This window comes from Acinetobacter sp. YH12096 (assembly GCF_013419215.1).
GTDB lineage: Bacteria > Pseudomonadota > Gammaproteobacteria > Pseudomonadales > Moraxellaceae > Acinetobacter > Acinetobacter amyesii.
Map to the genome: position 1 here is coordinate 58,013 of NZ_VPAM01000011.1, position 17,345 is coordinate 75,357.

Here is a 17,345-nt window from a genome sequence, read left to right on the forward strand (position 1 = left end):
CTATTCTAAGATCACAATGTGAGTGATGAATGCGTCGATATTGCTGCGCAGTATTTCCTGTATTGGAAATACTGGCAAGGTTTAAATGGAAAATATGCCATTATTTTTTTGACTGATGGGTAATGTCGATCCCAAACAAGTCACGGGTTTTTGCCCAGCTGATTGCAACAACAGCCATGGTCATACAACCACCAAAAAGTGTCGCCATGATCGTGCCCATGTATTTTGCTGCAAGTCCCGATTCAAAAGCTCCAAGTTCATTACTGCTAGAAACAAACATGCCATTCACCGCAGCAACACGACCTCGCATATTTTCAGGTGGATAAAGTTGCAAAATGGTCTGACGAACCACCACAGACACGCTGTCACATGCCCCAGTCATTGCCAGTGCAAAGAGTGATAACCAAAGATTGCTTGAAAATGCGAATAAAATGGTAAATACACCAAAACCCGCTACAGCCAATAACATATTACGCCATGCATGATGAGTTGGAGGGAATTTGGTCAATGCAATCATAGTGATCAGGGCGCCAATAGACGGTGCTGCCCGTAAGTAGCCTAAACCTTCAGGCCCCACTTTTAAAATATCTTCGGCAAAAATCGGTAAGAGGGCAATCACGCCACCAAAAAGCACAGAAACCAAATCGAGTGAAATCGCCCAAAGGACAATTTTGGTTTTCCAGATAAAACGAAAACCTTCACTTAAACTATCTTTTAAATTGTCAGATTCAATTTTAGGGAAGCTGCGTTTACTGAGCAGATTAATGAGGACGAAGCAGACTGTCAGTAGCGCCGCAACACTGAGCAAACTGGTTTCACGGCCCAAAAATGCCAACATGAAACCGCCGAGCATTGGCCCAATAATCACCCCACTTTGCCAACCAATCGTTGTCCATGTTGCACCATTGGCATAGAGCTCACGCGGGATTAAAAAAGGCTTAAGCGACGTTGCCGAGGGATTATAGAAACCTCGGATGGTTCCAAGCCCAAAAATGACCGCATAAATCCCCCAAGACAGTTGGGTGACATCAATTTGCCCGAGTCCATATTGGTGAAATAACCCCCAAAGAATCAGTGGCATCGGTATAGAAAAAAACAGACAAATTTTCATAATGGTCTGTTTATTGAAACGATCTGCAAAGTATCCTCCCCACAAAGAGAGAGCAATAAAAGGAATTGCTTCAGCTAAACCAATTAAGCCCAGTGTTAGCGGGTCTTTAGTGATTTGATACAGTGAGTAAGCAACAATAATTTCTTGAATCAAAATGGCTAAGGTCAGACAAAATTGATTGAGCGTAACAATCGAGAAATCCCGATAACGTAGGGCTGCAAAAGCATCCTGTGCAGGTTTCATAATGGACATTAATAGTTGGCGTGCCGACATTATATAAGCCTTATTGGGCATCGCTTATAAAATCATCGGAAAATCTATATCAGAAAATTAATTAAGTTCGATATTCGGTAGAAAGATTCGCTTTTGTTTTGAGCAAAGATGCTTTAGAATACTCGCTCCCTTACCTGCAGGGCGTCTTTGCAATGGTGCAGACGTGCCGAACAGGTGTTCAAAAGAGGTTCTTATGCCTAAGATGAAAACTCGCCGTGGTGCAGCTAAACGCTTCAAGCCAACTGCAAACGGTTTTAAACGTCACCAAGCGTTCAAACGACACATTTTGACCAAAAAATCTGCTAAGCGTATCCGTCAATTACGCGGCTGTGTAATGGTTCACGTAAGTGACGTTGCTTCAGTTCGCCGTATGTGCCCATACATCTAAGGAGATTATAAATGGCTCGTGTTAAACGTGGTGTACAGGCTCATCGCCGTCATAAAAAAATTCTTGCTCGTGCTAAAGGTTACTACGGCGCTCGTTCACGCGTATATCGCGTAGCGTTCCAAGCAGTAATCAAAGCAGGTCAATATGCTTACCGTGACCGTCGTCAAAAGAAACGTCAATTCCGTGCTCTATGGATTGCGCGTATCAATGCCGGTGCTCGTCAAAATGGTTTGTCGTACAGCCGTATGATCGCTGGCTTGAAAAAAGCTCAAGTGATTATCGACCGTCGCGTACTTGCTGACATCGCTATGCATGACGCAGTTGCGTTTGCTGCTTTAGCTTCTAAAGCTAAAGATGCATTAGCTGCATAAGTCTTTATGACTTAAAAAGGGACCGCTTTTAGCGGTCTTTTTTTATGGACGAATTTGATTAGACATCTTATTTTTTCGCCCATATGGCTAAAAACACAATGATGCCAATTGTGATTGCGGCAAATTTTATAAACTCAAATTGTTTAAAAAGTAAATAAAAGCCATAAAGTAAAGCGAATAGCATGGCAAAAATTAAAACTAAAGAAAAAAATACAACCCATGGTTTTTCAGGCTCTTTATCTGTTGAAGTGTTGGTGGCGGAAAGAGCTTGATCAGATGTTGCCTTGAAATAATTAACTTTGGGGTATTTTTTCTGTAGTTGTTTGAGTACAGCTTTCTCTTCATCATTGACTAAATTTTCGCGGTTGAAATGATTGGCTGTATAGCACGTGACATCTACATGGTGTTCTGACAGTTTGTACTCATAATCCAATAGTTGTGCATTTTCTTCGGTTGTAAATAAATGGATCGGTGAGCTTTCGTTTTTTACATGTTTTAAATTTTGGATAGCAGCTTCGATTGAATTGAGCATTTCAAGCAGACTTAATCCAACTTGAGGTGAAGCTTGAGGATTCTCCAAAAGAGGGAGTGAGTCATCCAGAAGGCCATAATAATACAAATTATGGATTAGTTTAAATTGAGGCTGAATGTGGGTAGAAAACGGATGTTCAAATAAATCCAGTTGAATGCTATTTACTAAACTCCTCCAACTCGATTTTTTATCAAAGCAAAAGCATTCGTTGCGCTGTTGTTGATTGAGCTCAATTAATGTAAACAGCCCGAATGCGTCATGAAATTGTGTGGAACTTGCACCCCAAAACTCCCGAGGATCACCAATAGGGCTGATATCTAAAATTTTCGTTTCAGATTGGATTTGAACCAGTGCAAAGGCTTGATTTAAATTGTTGTGGAAAACAGCAAGAGGGTAGTTGGTTTTTACAAAGTCAAAATGAGTATGTTGATTAAGTTTTGCATGCTCAAAAAGAAGATCAAATGGATAAAGTGAGCATGTTCTAATCCGCTTTTCAGCCATATACATAATCAAATGATCAACTGAGTCATGTAGTAATGCATTGGTTTTAAAATCGCGAATCAAGAAAATGTCGCAAGCTTGGCCGCACCATGGGTGCAAAATCTCGTCATAGTAAATTTTCTGTTTAAAAAAGCGTTGAGCGTTATATTGCAAACCAAGAATAAATTGCTCGTAATGATCTATCATAATGAAGCATTTTTTATTTTTCAATTGTAAGCTATCTTAGCTTTAATTTGACTTAAAAGGTAACTGCTTGATGCGCAAACAGTATCACTTCCGCCAAGTAGGCGACGATACGTATATTTGGGATGTACATCACTTAGTAAAACTCAGTCAAAATTTCAAGGTTCAGCAAATTCCTGTAAGTGACATTCAAGAGTTGAACGAAGCTTATTGGTTTCCAAAATCTGCTCCGACCACACAGCAAATTATTGAACATCTGGAATTGGTAAATGCTGCGGACTTAAGTTATCCCATTATTTTATGTGCTAGTGGTCGAGTGATGGATGGTATGCATCGAGTCGCAAAAGCATGCATAACCAGTCAGTCGCATATATTAGCCGTTCAATTTGAACAAATCCCAAAGCCTGACTTTATCAATATCGATGCAGATCTTTTAAATTATCGTAAAGAATAAAAGTTAACCTACAGATCCAATGCTGTTATCTTGGAGTAGATTCACCAGACTCAAGTAGATCATCATGACAATGAAAAGAATAAACGTAGTCGGTACATCAGCCACTGGAAAATCAACCTTTTCCAGAGCTTTGGCGGAAAAATTAAGGTTACATTATATTGAACTGGATAACCTATTTTGGCTGGATGATTGGCAGGAGTGTCCTGACGAAATCTTTTTTGCACGTATCGAAGCTGAAATTGCCAAAGCAAAAAATGGTTATGTTATTGATGGCAACTATACTCGGGCGATTCCGGTGAAATGGTCGGAAATAGATACGGTGATTTGGCTCGATCTACCGTTTCCAGTCAATTTATACCGCTCTGTAAAGCGCGCGATTTCTCGGGCTAAGTCCAAACAAGATCTTTGGCCAGATTCAAATAATCAGGAAAGTTTGTGGCGGATGTTTGGTCGAGATTCCATTGTCTGGTGGATGATTAAGACCCATAAAAAAAATCGTGAAAAATATCTACAGATGATGACTGCACCTGAATATCAACATATTCAATGGATTCGATTAGAGACACCAACTGCAGTTGATGCGTTTTTAGAACAATTGGGCTCTTATGTTTTTGATGTTTAAGTTTTATATTGCAAAAATAAAAAGTGCAGCCAAGTTACAGAAATAATCTTTATACCAAGCTTTGCGCCATGCCTAATGTATGGATAGAAAAAAACAAAAGGAAAATAAAATGTTGGCTGAAATTGTTGGAATGGGTCAAGGCAACATCACAGTAGAACTCGAAATGATTCCCCGCAAAGGTGAGGCGGTCAAAATCATGTATGGTGCAGACGCAGAGCTTGAGGGGGAAGTAGTCTCTGTCAGTCATTATATTAATCAACATGCTGATCAGCATCGCGTTCGATTAGAAATTCGTCCGTTTAATTATTTAATGACCTCATAATTTTGAGGTCATTCATACATAAGCATGTTCATAAAAAAGCCCTTCCATGAGAAGGGCTTTTTAGTGTTGATCATATTTATACAGTTAAAGTCCGAAGTAATAAGCCAATAAGCAAATCACTACCGTAATAATAATTAAAGTAATCACTCCACCTGCACCGGGTTTATGGGTTGGATTTGGCGTGTGTGCATGTTGAGGATTTGATTTTCTTTGTTCAGTTTTAAAACCATCCAGAGGAGAGCTTTCAACAACAGGAGTTAAGTGTGCAGTTTTATAGTGATTGGCGACTTTTACAATAAATTTTGCCGTTAAATCTTCAGTTTTTTGAGCAAAATGTCGCAAATTTAACTGTTCTTCAGGTGTATAGATGCTGCCATCTGCGTGATAGGGATGCTGAATTTTAGACTGAATATGGCGGTTTAATGCTTCTAGGCGATGTAAGCTGTCATGTGCGAAATCCGCTTGTGCATCCGTTGGCAAGAGTGCAAGTTTTGCGGATTCATTCGATTCGCTGCTTAGATCGGGCTGCGTACCATAATAAGGTGTGCCTAACACCTCCGGCTCAATAAAACCTTCCGCCGGTTTTTGCAAAAATAATTCTGCTTCAGTGAAGTTATGAATATCATCCCATTTGGGTAACTGCATATCCGCTTCAATGCGTTTAATGAGTTTATGGTTCAGCTCATAGCGCCAAAAAGTTTCGCGACGTATTTGTAGTTGTTGGGATGCCGGTGCTTCATAGTCATTTTCTGCGTTATACCACTCGGCAAGTTCTTTACCAAAAATCCATGCCTGCTTTTTATTTTGTTCGTGGCTCACAATAAAATGGGCAAAGGGAAGAAGTTCAACGTTAGCATTCGGATTTTGTTCATCATTCAGCAAGCTAGAGCTATGTAAACTTAAGCGTTGTACCCCTTGTTTTTTTAAGCCCTCTAGCCAAATTTGGAAATGTTGAGCCAATAAATGCTGTGATAGCAAATCACGAAAATGGAAACTGTGCTGATCAAAAATGTGGTGATTCAACCAACGTTGAAAACTCAAACCTTGGTTGAGAAATTCATTGCCATAAGTGACGAGTGTGAGCTGTTGTTTCCAGATTGGATCGAGTGCCATAAAGATTGGATCCCATTGATATTGTGTTTATCTTATACTTTTTTTAAAACTTGATGCTAATGCAATTTTAACTTGTGAATGCGCTTCATCATAACGGCTAAAAACTGTTAGAATAAGGGGTTTATATTATTTTTTTAAATTGTTGCTTTGAGAGTTACTATGTCACTGGAAGCCCTGACCACTGAAGCGCTCGCTGCGATTGCAGCAGCAGAGGACCTTGCTACACTCGACCAAGTGCGAGTGCAATTTACAGGGAAGAAAAGCCAGCTCGCGGAACAATCGAAGTCGCTCGGTAAAATGGACCCAGAAGAACGTAAAGTTTTTGGTGCTCAAATTCATGCCGTTCGTGAATCGATTACTGGCGCACTGACTGCTCGTCAAGCTGAATTACAAAAAGCTGCATTAGAACAAAAGCTTGCTAGCGAAACGATTGATATTACTTTACCCGGCCGTGGTCAAACGGTGGGTAGTATTCACCCTGTGACTCAAGTTCAAGAACGTATTTGCCAATTTTTTACCAAAGCTGGCTTTACTGTTGCGACTGGTCCAGAAGTTGAAGATGATTATCACAACTTTGAAGCATTGAACATTCCGGGTCATCATCCTGCACGTGCGATGCACGACACTTTCTATTTTGATGCGAATCATTTACTTCGTACGCATACCTCAGGCGTGCAAATTCGTACGATGGAAAATCAGCAGCCTCCAATCCGTATTGTGTGTCCTGGTCGTGTTTATCGCTGTGACTCGGACCAAACGCATTCGCCAATGTTCCATCAAATCGAAGGTTTGTATGTGGCTGAAAACACCAGCTTTGCAGAACTAAAAGGTTTGTTGGTTAACTTGTTAAATGAATTCTTTGAAAAAGATTTGAAAGTACGTTTCCGTCCATCTTATTTCCCATTTACAGAGCCAAGTGCGGAAGTGGATATCATGGATGAACGTGGTAAATGGTTGGAAGTTTTGGGCTGCGGTATGGTGCATCCAAACGTTTTACAAGCCGCTGGCATCGACCCAGAAAAATACAAAGGCTTTGCCTTCGGTTTAGGTGTAGAGCGTTTTGCCATGTTGCGTTACGGCATTAATGACCTGCGTATGTTCTACCAAAATGATGTGCGTTTCTTACGCCAATTTGCTTAAACAGTTTTATACCTCTCCCTAACCTCTCCTAAAAGGAGAGGGGGTGTCCATCATGACTTAGGGTTCGTCCTCTTTCTTTAAAGGGGCGCTAGAGGGGATTAGAAATTTAGAATTAATAGGTTTTTATACAATGAAAATTAGCGAAAATTGGTTGCGTACATGGGTTAACCCAGCCATTGATAGCGATACACTTTCTGACCAACTGACCATGTTAGGTTTAGAAGTTGATGATTTATCTCCTGCTGCAAAACCATTTACTGGTGTAGTAGTCGGTGAAGTTTTAACAGTGGTTCAACATCCCGATGCTGACCGTTTACGTGTCACTACTGTAAACATCGGTTCAGGCGAGCCGTTACAAATCGTTTGTGGAGCTCCAAACGTACGTGTAGGCATGAAAGCTCCTGTAGCAACCATTGGTGCAGTACTTCCGGGCGATTTCAAAATTAAAAAAGGCAAGCTTCGTGGTGTTGAATCACAAGGCATGCTGTGCGGTGCGTCTGAAATTGATCTTGAAGATAAAATCGACGGTCTATTAGAGCTTCCTGCCGATGCACCTGTTGGTGTAAATGTGCGTGAATATTTAGATCTTGATGACAATGTGATTGATATCAGCATCACGCCAAACCGTGGTGACTGCTTCAGTATTCGTGGTATTGCACGTGAAATTGGTGTGATTAATCAACTCCCTGTGACTGCCCCTGAAATTAAAGAAGTTGCTGCAACAATTACTGATGAGAAGAAAGTTGTTGTTGAAACTGATGGTTGCCCACGTTACTTAGGTCGAGTGATCAAAAACGTCAATACCAAAGCACCAACTCCTGAGTGGATGGAGCGTGCATTAGCTCGTGCAGGCATTCGTCAGCACAGTATTTTGGTCGATATTACCAACTACGTTTTAATGGAATTGGGTCAACCTTTACATGCATTCGATGGCGGTAAAGTTGAAGGGGCAGTTCGTGTACGCCAAGCAACAGCAGCAGAAAAGTTAACGTTGTTGAATGAACAAGAAGTTAAATTATCTGAAAACGTGATGGTGATTGCGGATGATCAAAAAGCCTTGGCGATTGCAGGGATCATGGGCGGTCTAAGTTCAGCCGTTTCTGACGATACCACTGAAATTTTCCTTGAGTCGGCGTTCTTTGATCAACTCTATATCGCAGGTCGTGCACGTAGTTTTGGTTTGCATACCGATGCATCTCAGCGTTATGAACGCGGTGTAGACTTTGAATTGCCGATGACGGCAATGCATCGTGCTTCTCAGCTTATTGCTGATTTAGCTGGTGGTGAGTTTGGTCCAATTACTGTTGCTGAAAAAGTAGAGTTATTACCAAAACGTGAAGCCATTGAACTGAACCAAGCGCAAGTTGATCAACTGCTCGGTTATAAAGTTGAATCTGCATTTATTACGGATGCTTTAACGCGTTTGGGTTGCAATGTCACTGTGAAAGCAGAAGGTGAGTGGACTGTTTTACCACCATCACATCGTTTTGACATGGCGATTTATCAAGACCTCATCGAAGAAGTAGCACGTATTCACGGTTACGACAATATTCAAATTAGCTTGCCGGTGATTGATGTCAAACTAGCGAAATACCAAGACCAATTTGAATTGGTTCAGTTACGTCAAACTGCAGTGGCTTTGGGTTATCAAGAAGCGATTAGCTTTAGCTTTGCAGATGCGAAACTAGAGAAACAATTGAATCCACAGGTTCAACCACTAGCGCTTGCAAACCCGATTTCTAGCGACCTTGCAGTGATGCGTTCAACCTTATTATCAAGTTTGATCCCATGTGTGCAATACAACGTGAACCGTCAACAAAACCGTGTGCGTTTCTATGAGCTTGGTCTACGTTTTGATTATCAAGGTGCGAACAGCATTCATGATCTTAAACAGATCCCAACATTTGCACTGGTTGCAACAGGTTCGCGTACGACTGAATCTTGGCATGGTAAAGCACAGCCAATGGATTTCTTTGACTTTAAAGGCGATGTAGAAGAGATTTTAAATTCTGCACGTTTAAATGTTGAATATGTACGTTCAGAGCGTACGTGGTTGCATCCAGGTCAATCTGCTGAAATCTTAGTCAATGGTCAATCAATTGGTTACTTCGGTCGTTTACACCCATCTTTAGAAGATGAGTTGGATTTGGCGACAACTTGGGTTGCTGAGTTGGATCAATCGGCTGTTTTGCAAACTTATGTATCTAATTTTACAGAATTATCACGTTTTCCGTCGGTTCGACGTGATATTGCGCTTTTAATTAGTGATAAGATTAATGTTAGTGAAATTCAGCAACTTATCGAAAAAACAGGCGGTGAACTTTTAGACGCAGTTTGGTTATTCGATGTGTACACTGGTCAAGGTGTCGAAGAAGGCAAGCGCTCATTGGCATTTGCAATTCAATGGCAACATCCAACACGTACATTAGAAGATGCTGAAATCAAAACCGGTATGGATAACATACTTCAGGTGTTGGAAAACACTTACCAGGCGACATTGAGGGCTTCATGACAGCATTAACAAAAGCAGAAATGGCTGATCATTTAAGTGAGCTCACGAGTTTAAACCGTCGTGAAGCAAAACAAATGGTCGAGTTATTCTTCGATGAGATTAGCCAAGCGCTAATCTCTGGGGAACAAGTTAAACTCTCTGGTTTCGGTAACTTCGAGTTGCGTGATAAACGTCAACGCCCAGGCCGTAACCCGAAAACGGGTGAAGAAATTCCGATTTCTGCACGCCGTGTTGTTACGTTCCGCGCGGGGCAGAAGTTCCGTCAACGTGTGGGGAATGAGCAGATCAATTGATCTGCTTTTTTTCATTTAAAAATTTTATTTTTTTAATCTTTTATATTTCTAAACAAAAAAAAGAGAGCCAAAGGCTCTCTTTTTTGTACTGAATAATCGTAAAGATTATTGAGCAGCAGCTTCAGAAGCAGCAGTAGCTTGAGCAGCAGCGTCAGTAGCAACAGCAGCAGCAGCGTCAGCTTCAGCAACAGCAGCAGCTTCAGAAGCAGCAACTTCAGAAGTAGCTTCTACAGCAGCAGCGTCAGCAGCAGCTTCAGCTTCAGAAGCAGCTTCTACAGCTTCAGAAGCAGCTTGGTTAGCGTCAGCAGCAGCGTCGTCAGCTTTTTTAGCACAACCAACGAAAGCTAAAGTAGTAGCAACTGCAGCAGCAATAGCGATTTTTTTGAATAACATGGCATCACTCTCTAAAAAATTGAGATTAAAAAATAACCTGCGTTAGTCTGTTGTGTGCTTTTATTATGCCTAATTTGAATAGGTATTAAAAATGCATAGAGCAGTCTAACTGGTCTGCGTGTATGCTATCACCGAGTATTTTGAAATGCTACTAGTGACTTTGAAAAAACCGTGAAAAATAGGTGAAAAACGGGCATTTTTTAACAGAAAATAACAATTAAGAGAAAGTTTTATATTGGCGAAATAGCAAATAAACTACTAAAAAGAATAGGGTTTTTTATAATATATTTTTTATAATCATCAACTTGAAAATAAGTTTACATGGAAATCCATCAAATGTTTCTTTGTGTAACCAAAGTCAACCAAATAAAAAGGCCATCGTTATAGATGGCCTTTTCAGTCAAACATTCAACTTAGTTGGATGCTTTACGTTTCATTTGATCAAAGAAATCATCATTGGTTTTGGTTTCTTTCATACGATCAAGCAAGAATTCCATCGCTGCAAGTTCGTCTTGTGTATGAAGCAATTTACGTAAAATCCAAACTTTACGGAGGTTATCTTCAGACATTAGGCGCTCTTCACGACGTGTACCTGATTTTTTGATGTTCATCGCAGGGAACACACGTTTTTCAGCAATACGACGGTCTAGGGTAATTTCTTGGTTACCTGTACCTTTGAATTCTTCATAGATCACTTCATCCATCTTACTGCCAGTTTCAATCAACGCAGTTGAGATAATTGTCAGTGAACCACCTTCTTCGATATTACGTGCTGCACCGAAGAAACGTTTTGGACGTTCTAAAGCATGGGCATCCACACCACCAGTAAGAACTTTACCAGATGAAGGGATTACAGTGTTGTAAGCACGTGCTAAACGAGTAATTGAGTCAAGTAAAATCACTACATCTTTTTTGTGTTCTACAAGACGTTTAGCTTTTTCAATCACCATCTCTGCAACTTGTACGTGACGAGCTGGTGATTCATCGAATGTTGAAGCAACTACTTCACCACGAACAGTACGTTCCATTTCTGTTACTTCTTCAGGACGTTCGTCAATCAGAAGGACAATCAAGAAACATTCAGGATTGTTACGAACAATCGACTGTGCGATGTTTTGTAACAACATGGTTTTACCGGCTTTTGGCGGTGCAACGATAATTGAACGTTGACCTTTACCAATCGGAGCAACCAAGTCAACCACACGCGCAGTTAAGTCTTCTGTTGTACCATTACCTAATTCCATTACCAATTGTTCGGTTGGAAATAAAGGTGTTAAGTTTTCGAAAAGAATCTTATTACGTGAGTTTTCGGGTGTGTCGTAGTTAATTTGATTAACTTTTAATAATGCAAAGTAACGTTCGCCTTCTTTAGGTGGACGAATCGTACCTGTAATAGTGTCACCAGTACGAAGGTTGAAGCGACGGATTTGTGATGGGCTCACATAGATATCGTCAGGGCCGGCTAGGTAAGAACCCGCTGCAGAGCGTAAGAAACCAAAGCCGTCCGACAGAATTTCTAGAACGCCATCACCAAAAATCTCTTCGCCGTTCATTGCGTGGCGCTTTAAGATGGCAAAAATAATATCTTGCTTACGGTTACGAGCCATTCCTTCGAGGCCCATAAACTCGGCAATCTTGATGAGTTCGCCAATCGGTTTTTTCTTGAGTTCGGTTAAGTTCATAGGTGGTCAGATAGAATCTAAAATTCTGAGGTACAGGTTGGAAAAGGGAGCAACAAATGTGCCGCGATCATGCAAGAAACGATAGCAATTGGTTTGCACAAAACAATTCAGAGATCTGATTCGTTATATGAAGAGAGATGTGAAAAACAATTCTGTTGCCGAGCGGCATTTTATGTGTTGTGTTGTAAGAAAATGACAGGATTTGAGATCCTTAATTTCTTGAGTAAACAATATAAGAGAGAACACAGCATTTGTCAATTTATCAACCAAAAAAATACGCTGTGTAAAACAGCGTATTTTAGAGTGTTTTTATCGAAAAAATATTAGATGTTTTCTTCGATGAAAGCTGTCAATTTAGATTTTGGTGCGGCACCGACTTGGGTTGCTACAACTTCGCCGTTTTTAAACATTAATAATGCAGGAATGTTACGGATGTTGTAGTTTACAGCTGTTTGTTCGCAAGAAGTTACGTCTACTTTAACGATTTTAACTTTGCCTTCAAACTCAGTTGAAAGTACTTCAAGTACAGGTGCAATGGCTTTACAAGGAGCACACCAACCTGCCCAAAAATCTACAAGTACAGGAGTATCAGACTCTAGTACATCGGCTTGGAAGTTTTCATCAGTTGTATTTACGATATTGCCAGACATGGATTTTGCTCCGGAATTAATTTTTAAGTTGACTCTATGTTTATAAGTATTACATAGCCAACTATAACAATGTAGGGGGTTATGTAAATTTTCGACCTGAATGGTCAGTTTGTCTAATGGATGATCACGATGCCGATGATCGTGTATGACTATCATTGCTTCAGATAAAAAATCGATAAGTTCCGCCCGAACTACTCATAAATGGCTTTTAAATTGCATGTATGTGAATTAATCTAAGCACAATTCTGAACAGGTTTTTTTGAATAATGTCTGATTTTTTGATTGATGAAGAATTACTTGCTGCTATCGATATGGGATCGAACAGCTTCCACTTGGCTATCGCACGTGTAGACCATGGTGAAGTGAAAAAAGTTGCATCAATGTCAGAAAAAGTACAGCTTGCCGCAGGTCTAGACGAAAATAAAAATTTGACCGAAGCCGCACAGCAACGAGGATTAGCCTGCCTAGCACGTTTTGTAGGGCGTTTAAATCCTGTCCAAGCCAACCGTTTACGTATTGTGGCGACCAATGCCTTGCGCCAAGCAAAAAATGGTCATGAATTTATTCAAAAAGCCGCTGAAATTTTACCGAAACCCATTGAAATCATTGCTGGTCGTGAAGAAGCCCGTCTCATTTATTTGGGAGTTTCACATACCATGGCAAATAGTGGTCGCCGCCTTGTGATTGATATCGGTGGGGGTTCAACAGAGTTGATTATTGGTGAAGAGTTTGAACCGATCCATACAGAATCTGTGCAAATGGGCTGTGTCGCTTTTACCAAAGCGTTTTTTGCTGATGGTGAAATTAACCTGAAAAGTTTTGATAAAGCGGTAAATGCTGCTCGCAAGGAAATCGCAGGCATTGCCAACACTTATAAAGCTGCGGGCTGGGATACTGTTGTCGGTTCAAGTGGCACGATCAAAGCGTGTCGTCAGATTTGTGTCAATATGGGCTGGAGCAACGATCAGGAAGAACTGACACGTGACGGTTTATTTAAACTCAAAGATAAATTGCTTAAATATAAGCATGTCAATGAAATGGAATTTGATGGTCTAAAAGAAGACCGTCGAGCAGTTTTGCCAGCCGGCATTGCCATTTTGTATGCAGTCTTTGATGTGCTGAATATCGATAAATTGGTTTATTCTGATGGCGCGTTACGTGAAGGCGTGATGTACGACCTATTGGGACGTTTCCAACATGAAGATGTTCGTGACCGTTCTGTACATGCGTTGATGGGTCGCTACAACGCAGATATGAAACAAGCTGAACGTGTGGTAAATACCGCTCAACAACTGTTTAATGGTGTGGCGACCGCACTGAATTTGACCAGTGATGACAGTGATTTACTGCGTCGTGCCGCGTATTTGCATGAAATTGGCTTAGCGATCAGTCATAGTGGTTACCATCGTCATGGTGCTTATTTACTGCAACATTCGGATATTCCGGGTTTCTCGCAAATTGATCAAAATCATTTGTCGCATTTAGTGGCGCATCATCGTCGTAAGTTACGCAGTGATGCACGTGTCGATGTGATGAAAGTCGGTGGTAACAAACTTGTTTACTTATGTCTATTGCTTCGTTTAGCAGTTTTATTAAATCATAGTCGCAGCGATGAGATGCTTCCTGCCATTGAATTAAGCGTGGACAATGCGCAACAATGGCAACTTAGTGTTTCTGGTGATGCCAAACAGTGGCCTTTGTTGGTTGCAGACTTGCATGATGAGCAAGTGCAATTTAAGCATTGGGATATTGAACTGAATATCCAGTCGGAACAATTTATCAATTAACAGACCAGTTAAGTTAGGGATAATGATCGACCTATGAAAAATAAAGCAGCTCAATCTAAAGCCTGGACTACGGTTCAGATCGCACGTCATCCTGAACGTCCGCAGTTTTTGGATTATGTTGGCGAAATTTTTACAGAGTTCGATGCTTTGCACGGTGACCGCCTATTTGGTGATGACGGCGCGATGATTGGTGGTTTGGCTCGTTTAGATGGTCAGCCTGTGATGATCGTAGGTCAGCACCGTGGTCGTAGTACACGTGAAAAATTACAGCATAATTTTGGTATGAGTAACCCAGAAGGTTACCGTAAAGCACAGCGTTTATTAGATATGGCGGAGCGTTTTAATCTGCCTGTCTTTACCTTTATTGATACCATGGGTGCGTACCCAGGCGTGGGTGCAGAAGAACGTGGTCAAGCTGAAGCGATTGCAACCAGTTTGGCTCAGCTTTCTTCACTTAAAGTGCCTGTAGTGGCAACGGTATTGGGTGAAGGTGGTTCGGGTGGTGCGCTGGGTATTGGCGTAGCTGACCGTGTGATTATGTTATCTCACAGTATTTATTCAGTAATTTCACCGGAAGGCTGTGCATCTATTTTGTGGAAAACTGCAGAAAAAGCAGAGCAAGCAAGTGAAGCATTGGCATTGACGGCGGATAAATTGCAGAAGATGGGCATTGTAGAATACGTGGTGGACGAAGCGGAAGGCGCACATTTAAACCCTGAAAAAGTCATGCAGGATTTGAAAGTGGTCTTGAAGCAAGCTCTAGAAGAACTACAACCAATGGGTGCAAACGAACGATGCGAAGCGCGTTATCAGCGTTTAATGAAGTTTGGCAGCGACAATTTAGGGCTGACTGCTTAAGTCAAATTCAGGCGCTGCCTGAACAAAGCCGATTTTTAATAGGATGTAGTGGTGGCATGGATTCCATGTTGCTGCTGCATCTTATGTCGTTTTTGTGCCCTGAAAAAATACGGGTGATATATATTGATCACCAACTACAAGCGTGTAGTCATGCTTGGGGCGAGTTTGTACGTGCTCAGTGTACAGCGCTGAATCTTCCATTCATCATACAGAAAGTCCAGGTTGCGCAAGGTAACCTTGAAAATCAAGCACGCTCGGCCCGCTATCAAGCCTTTGCCCAACATTTACAAGCAGATGAAATATTGGTACTCGCGCATCATCAGCAAGATCAAGCTGAGACACTGATGTTGCGGCTACTTTCAGGTGCGGGTGTCCATGGCCTTGCTGCGATGAAAAAATTCGATGTGCGTGAAGATTTTACATTATGGCGTCCGCTATTAGATCTTTCACGTGAGCAAATTTGCCAATGGGCAGCACAGCTGCATGTGCAAAATATTCAAGACCTCACCAATTTTGATACCGACTATGACCGTGCGTGGAGTCGTGAAATTTTGTGGCCACTACTCAGTGAGCGTTTTCCTAAAATGCAGCAAGCCTTGAGTCGAACCAGTTATTTGATGCAAGATGCTGATGAAATTTTATATGAGGTGTTGCAGCAAGATTTAGCGGCCTGTGGTTCATCGCAAATGTTATCTTTGGCTGCTTTACAACAGCTCAGTCAGGCACGTCAGCGTCAGTTGTTATCGCACTGGATGAAAGGTGAGGGGCAATATCGTCCAAGTTTTGAAATGGTACAGCGTTTATTTTCAGAAGTGATTGGCTCACGCGAAGACTCGCAAGCGGCATTACACTGGAATGGGTTTTATTATTTGCGCTTTCAACAGCAACTTCATCGGATTGCCAAAGCGGAATATCTGCCAGCAGAACCCATTCAAGAGGTTGAGGTTGTAACTTGTGTTGCAGGTCAGTCCCTCAAGTTGCCTGCAGGACATTTTGTGATTCAACCCTCAGAGGTTGGCTTATCACCTGAATTATTGGGGCAGCAACTGCAGATACGCCCACGCCTTGGCGGTGAAAAAATTCATTTATATGGACGAGTCGGAAGTTGGCCGTTGAAAAAAGCCATTCAGCAGGCGCAAATTTTTCCATGGCAGCGTCATACTATTCAAATATTAAGCCGAGATAATGTTATGCTAGGCGTCTTTACGCCTCAGGGCTTTTGGTTGGCGCAGTCTGAATTTTGTACTCAAGCTGGCTGGCAACCAACATTATCTCTTAACGCTAAATCTGCAATATCGGATCTTCAATCATGAGCGCAATTCTAAATTGTAATATCAGTTTCATTGGTGGCGGCAACATGGCACAGGCTTTAATTGGTGGCCTAATTGCACGTGGTGTCCCGGCTACACGTATTACAGTTTCAGATCCCGTAGAAAAAGTACGTGAGCTTTTGGCTGAAAAAGATTTGCATGTGACGGATGATAATGTTGCAGCAATTCGAGATGCTGACATTGTTCTTTTTGCCGTTAAACCTCAGGTGTTGGCAAAAGTTTTGGCACCATTACAAGGGTTGCTAGAAGGGAAGTTGGTGATTTCAATTGTTGCAGGTGCAGAAATTGCAACGATTTCAAAACTATTAGGCACAGAGCGTATTGTTCGTGTCATGCCAAACACACCTGCTTTAGTTCAAACCGGTGCGCATGGTTTGTATGCAGGTGAAGCGGTTTCGGCTGAAGATCGTGATCTTGCAAGTCAAGTTTTGGCTTCAACGGGTTTAACACTTTGGGTAAACTCAGAAGCGCAGATTGATGCGGTCACAGCTGTTTCTGGCTCAGGTCCTGCATACTTTTTTTATATGATGGAAAGTATGATCCGTGCAGGTAAAAACATGGGCTTGGATGAAAAAGTGGCAACAGCACTAACCTTGCAAACTGCATTAGGTGCCGCACAAATGGCGATTACCAGTGCCAACAGTCCTGCGGAGTTACGTAAAAATGTAACCTCTCCAAACGGTACCACACAAGCTGCGATTGAAGTATTTGATCGTGCTCAAATTTCACAAAATATTCAGGCCGCTTTAGCCGCAGCGCAAAAGCGTAGCCAAGAGTTGGCACAAGAGTTAAGCGAAAGCACCAAATAATTCGATTTGATTTAGGAAAG

Annotated in this window: 18 protein-coding genes; 12 read left to right on the plus strand and 6 right to left on the minus strand. The window is 41.5% G+C overall.

Features of this window, described 5'->3' with window-relative positions:
• Positions 1–100: 100 nt before the first annotated feature.
• Positions 101–1,354 (minus strand): MFS transporter, encoded by a 1,254-nt coding sequence (locus FTU36_RS06795; RefSeq protein ID WP_180117200.1) that lies wholly within the window; start codon positions 1,352–1,354, stop codon positions 101–103.
• 223 nt (positions 1,355–1,577) lie between these two features.
• On the opposite strand from FTU36_RS06795, the gene rpmI reads away from it, so the two are divergent.
• Together rpmI and rplT are read left to right on the plus strand one after the other, a co-directional pair.
• The gene (rpmI, locus tag FTU36_RS06800; protein WP_065994397.1) at positions 1,578–1,772 is read left to right on the plus strand and encodes a 50S ribosomal protein L35; all 195 of its coding nucleotides are present in this window, start codon (positions 1,578–1,580) and stop codon (positions 1,770–1,772) included.
• A gap of 11 nt (positions 1,773–1,783) precedes the next feature.
• Complete coding sequence (rplT, locus tag FTU36_RS06805; protein WP_004647525.1) at positions 1,784–2,143, plus strand: 50S ribosomal protein L20; 360 nt, start codon at positions 1,784–1,786, stop codon at positions 2,141–2,143.
• Between the two features lie 67 nt (positions 2,144–2,210).
• Here the strand turns inward: rplT and FTU36_RS06810 are convergent, their stop codons facing one another.
• Positions 2,211–3,386, minus strand: a complete 1,176-nt coding sequence (locus FTU36_RS06810; protein WP_180117177.1) for a hypothetical protein — start codon at positions 3,384–3,386, stop codon at positions 2,211–2,213.
• Positions 3,387–3,432: 46 nt separating this feature from the next.
• On the opposite strand from FTU36_RS06810, the gene FTU36_RS06815 reads away from it, so the two are divergent.
• The 3 genes from FTU36_RS06815 to FTU36_RS06825 all read left to right on the plus strand — a co-directional run bounded on the left by FTU36_RS06815 (position 3,433) and on the right by FTU36_RS06825 (position 4,757).
• Entirely contained in the window at positions 3,433–3,813 is a 381-nt protein-coding gene (locus tag FTU36_RS06815; RefSeq protein ID WP_180117179.1) for a hypothetical protein, read from the plus strand.
• A gap of 70 nt (positions 3,814–3,883) precedes the next feature.
• Entirely contained in the window at positions 3,884–4,435 is a 552-nt protein-coding gene (locus FTU36_RS06820; RefSeq protein ID WP_180007236.1) for an AAA family ATPase, read from the plus strand.
• Between the two features lie 109 nt (positions 4,436–4,544).
• Positions 4,545–4,757: a hypothetical protein gene (locus FTU36_RS06825; protein ID WP_180117181.1), complete on the plus strand. Its 213-nt coding sequence runs from the start codon at positions 4,545–4,547 to the stop codon at positions 4,755–4,757.
• Positions 4,758–4,841: 84 nt separating this feature from the next.
• Here the strand turns inward: FTU36_RS06825 and FTU36_RS06830 are convergent, their stop codons facing one another.
• Complete coding sequence (locus FTU36_RS06830; RefSeq protein ID WP_180117183.1) at positions 4,842–5,870, minus strand: hypothetical protein; 1,029 nt, start codon at positions 5,868–5,870, stop codon at positions 4,842–4,844.
• 159 nt (positions 5,871–6,029) lie between these two features.
• Between FTU36_RS06830 and pheS the strand changes: the two genes are divergently transcribed.
• The 3 genes from pheS to FTU36_RS06845 all read left to right on the plus strand — a co-directional run bounded on the left by pheS (position 6,030) and on the right by FTU36_RS06845 (position 9,815).
• Positions 6,030–7,010 (plus strand): phenylalanine--tRNA ligase subunit alpha, encoded by a 981-nt coding sequence (gene pheS / locus FTU36_RS06835; protein WP_078192633.1) that lies wholly within the window; start codon positions 6,030–6,032, stop codon positions 7,008–7,010.
• Positions 7,011–7,140: 130 nt separating this feature from the next.
• Positions 7,141–9,522 carry a phenylalanine--tRNA ligase subunit beta gene (pheT, locus tag FTU36_RS06840; RefSeq protein WP_180020962.1) on the plus strand — a complete coding sequence of 794 codons (2,382 nt, stop codon included), beginning with the start codon at positions 7,141–7,143 and terminating at the stop codon, positions 9,520–9,522.
• Positions 9,519–9,815: an integration host factor subunit alpha gene (locus FTU36_RS06845; RefSeq protein ID WP_004783565.1), complete on the plus strand. Its 297-nt coding sequence runs from the start codon at positions 9,519–9,521 to the stop codon at positions 9,813–9,815. Before pheT ends, FTU36_RS06845 begins: the two co-directional genes overlap by 4 nt.
• A 105-nt stretch (positions 9,816–9,920) precedes the next feature.
• On the opposite strand, the gene FTU36_RS06850 is transcribed toward FTU36_RS06845, so the two are convergent.
• From FTU36_RS06850 to trxA, 3 genes are all read right to left on the minus strand, one after another.
• Complete coding sequence (locus tag FTU36_RS06850; protein ID WP_180117185.1) at positions 9,921–10,208, minus strand: hypothetical protein; 288 nt, start codon at positions 10,206–10,208, stop codon at positions 9,921–9,923.
• Between the two features lie 413 nt (positions 10,209–10,621).
• Positions 10,622–11,890, minus strand: coding sequence for a transcription termination factor Rho (gene rho / locus FTU36_RS06855; RefSeq protein WP_067731074.1), 1,269 nt, complete (start codon positions 11,888–11,890; stop codon positions 10,622–10,624).
• Between the two features lie 323 nt (positions 11,891–12,213).
• Complete coding sequence (gene trxA, locus FTU36_RS06860) at positions 12,214–12,540, minus strand: thioredoxin (RefSeq protein ID WP_078192629.1); 327 nt, start codon at positions 12,538–12,540, stop codon at positions 12,214–12,216.
• A 266-nt stretch (positions 12,541–12,806) separates the two neighbouring features.
• Here trxA and ppx point away from each other — a divergent pair, with 266 nt between their 5' ends.
• From ppx to proC, 4 genes are read left to right on the plus strand one after another with little or no spacing between them, the layout of a single operon-like run.
• Positions 12,807–14,327: an exopolyphosphatase gene (gene ppx, locus FTU36_RS06865; protein WP_168378483.1), complete on the plus strand. Its 1,521-nt coding sequence runs from the start codon at positions 12,807–12,809 to the stop codon at positions 14,325–14,327.
• A 33-nt stretch (positions 14,328–14,360) separates the two neighbouring features.
• The gene (locus FTU36_RS06870; protein WP_180117187.1) at positions 14,361–15,185 is read left to right on the plus strand and encodes an acetyl-CoA carboxylase carboxyltransferase subunit alpha; all 825 of its coding nucleotides are present in this window, start codon (positions 14,361–14,363) and stop codon (positions 15,183–15,185) included.
• The gene (gene tilS, locus FTU36_RS06875) at positions 15,122–16,498 is read left to right on the plus strand and encodes a tRNA lysidine(34) synthetase TilS (protein ID WP_180117189.1); all 1,377 of its coding nucleotides are present in this window, start codon (positions 15,122–15,124) and stop codon (positions 16,496–16,498) included. The genes FTU36_RS06870 and tilS overlap by 64 nt, the downstream gene beginning before the upstream one ends.
• The gene (proC, locus tag FTU36_RS06880; protein WP_180117191.1) at positions 16,495–17,325 is read left to right on the plus strand and encodes a pyrroline-5-carboxylate reductase; all 831 of its coding nucleotides are present in this window, start codon (positions 16,495–16,497) and stop codon (positions 17,323–17,325) included. Before tilS ends, proC begins: the two co-directional genes overlap by 4 nt.
• Positions 17,326–17,345: the final 20 nt, after the last annotated feature.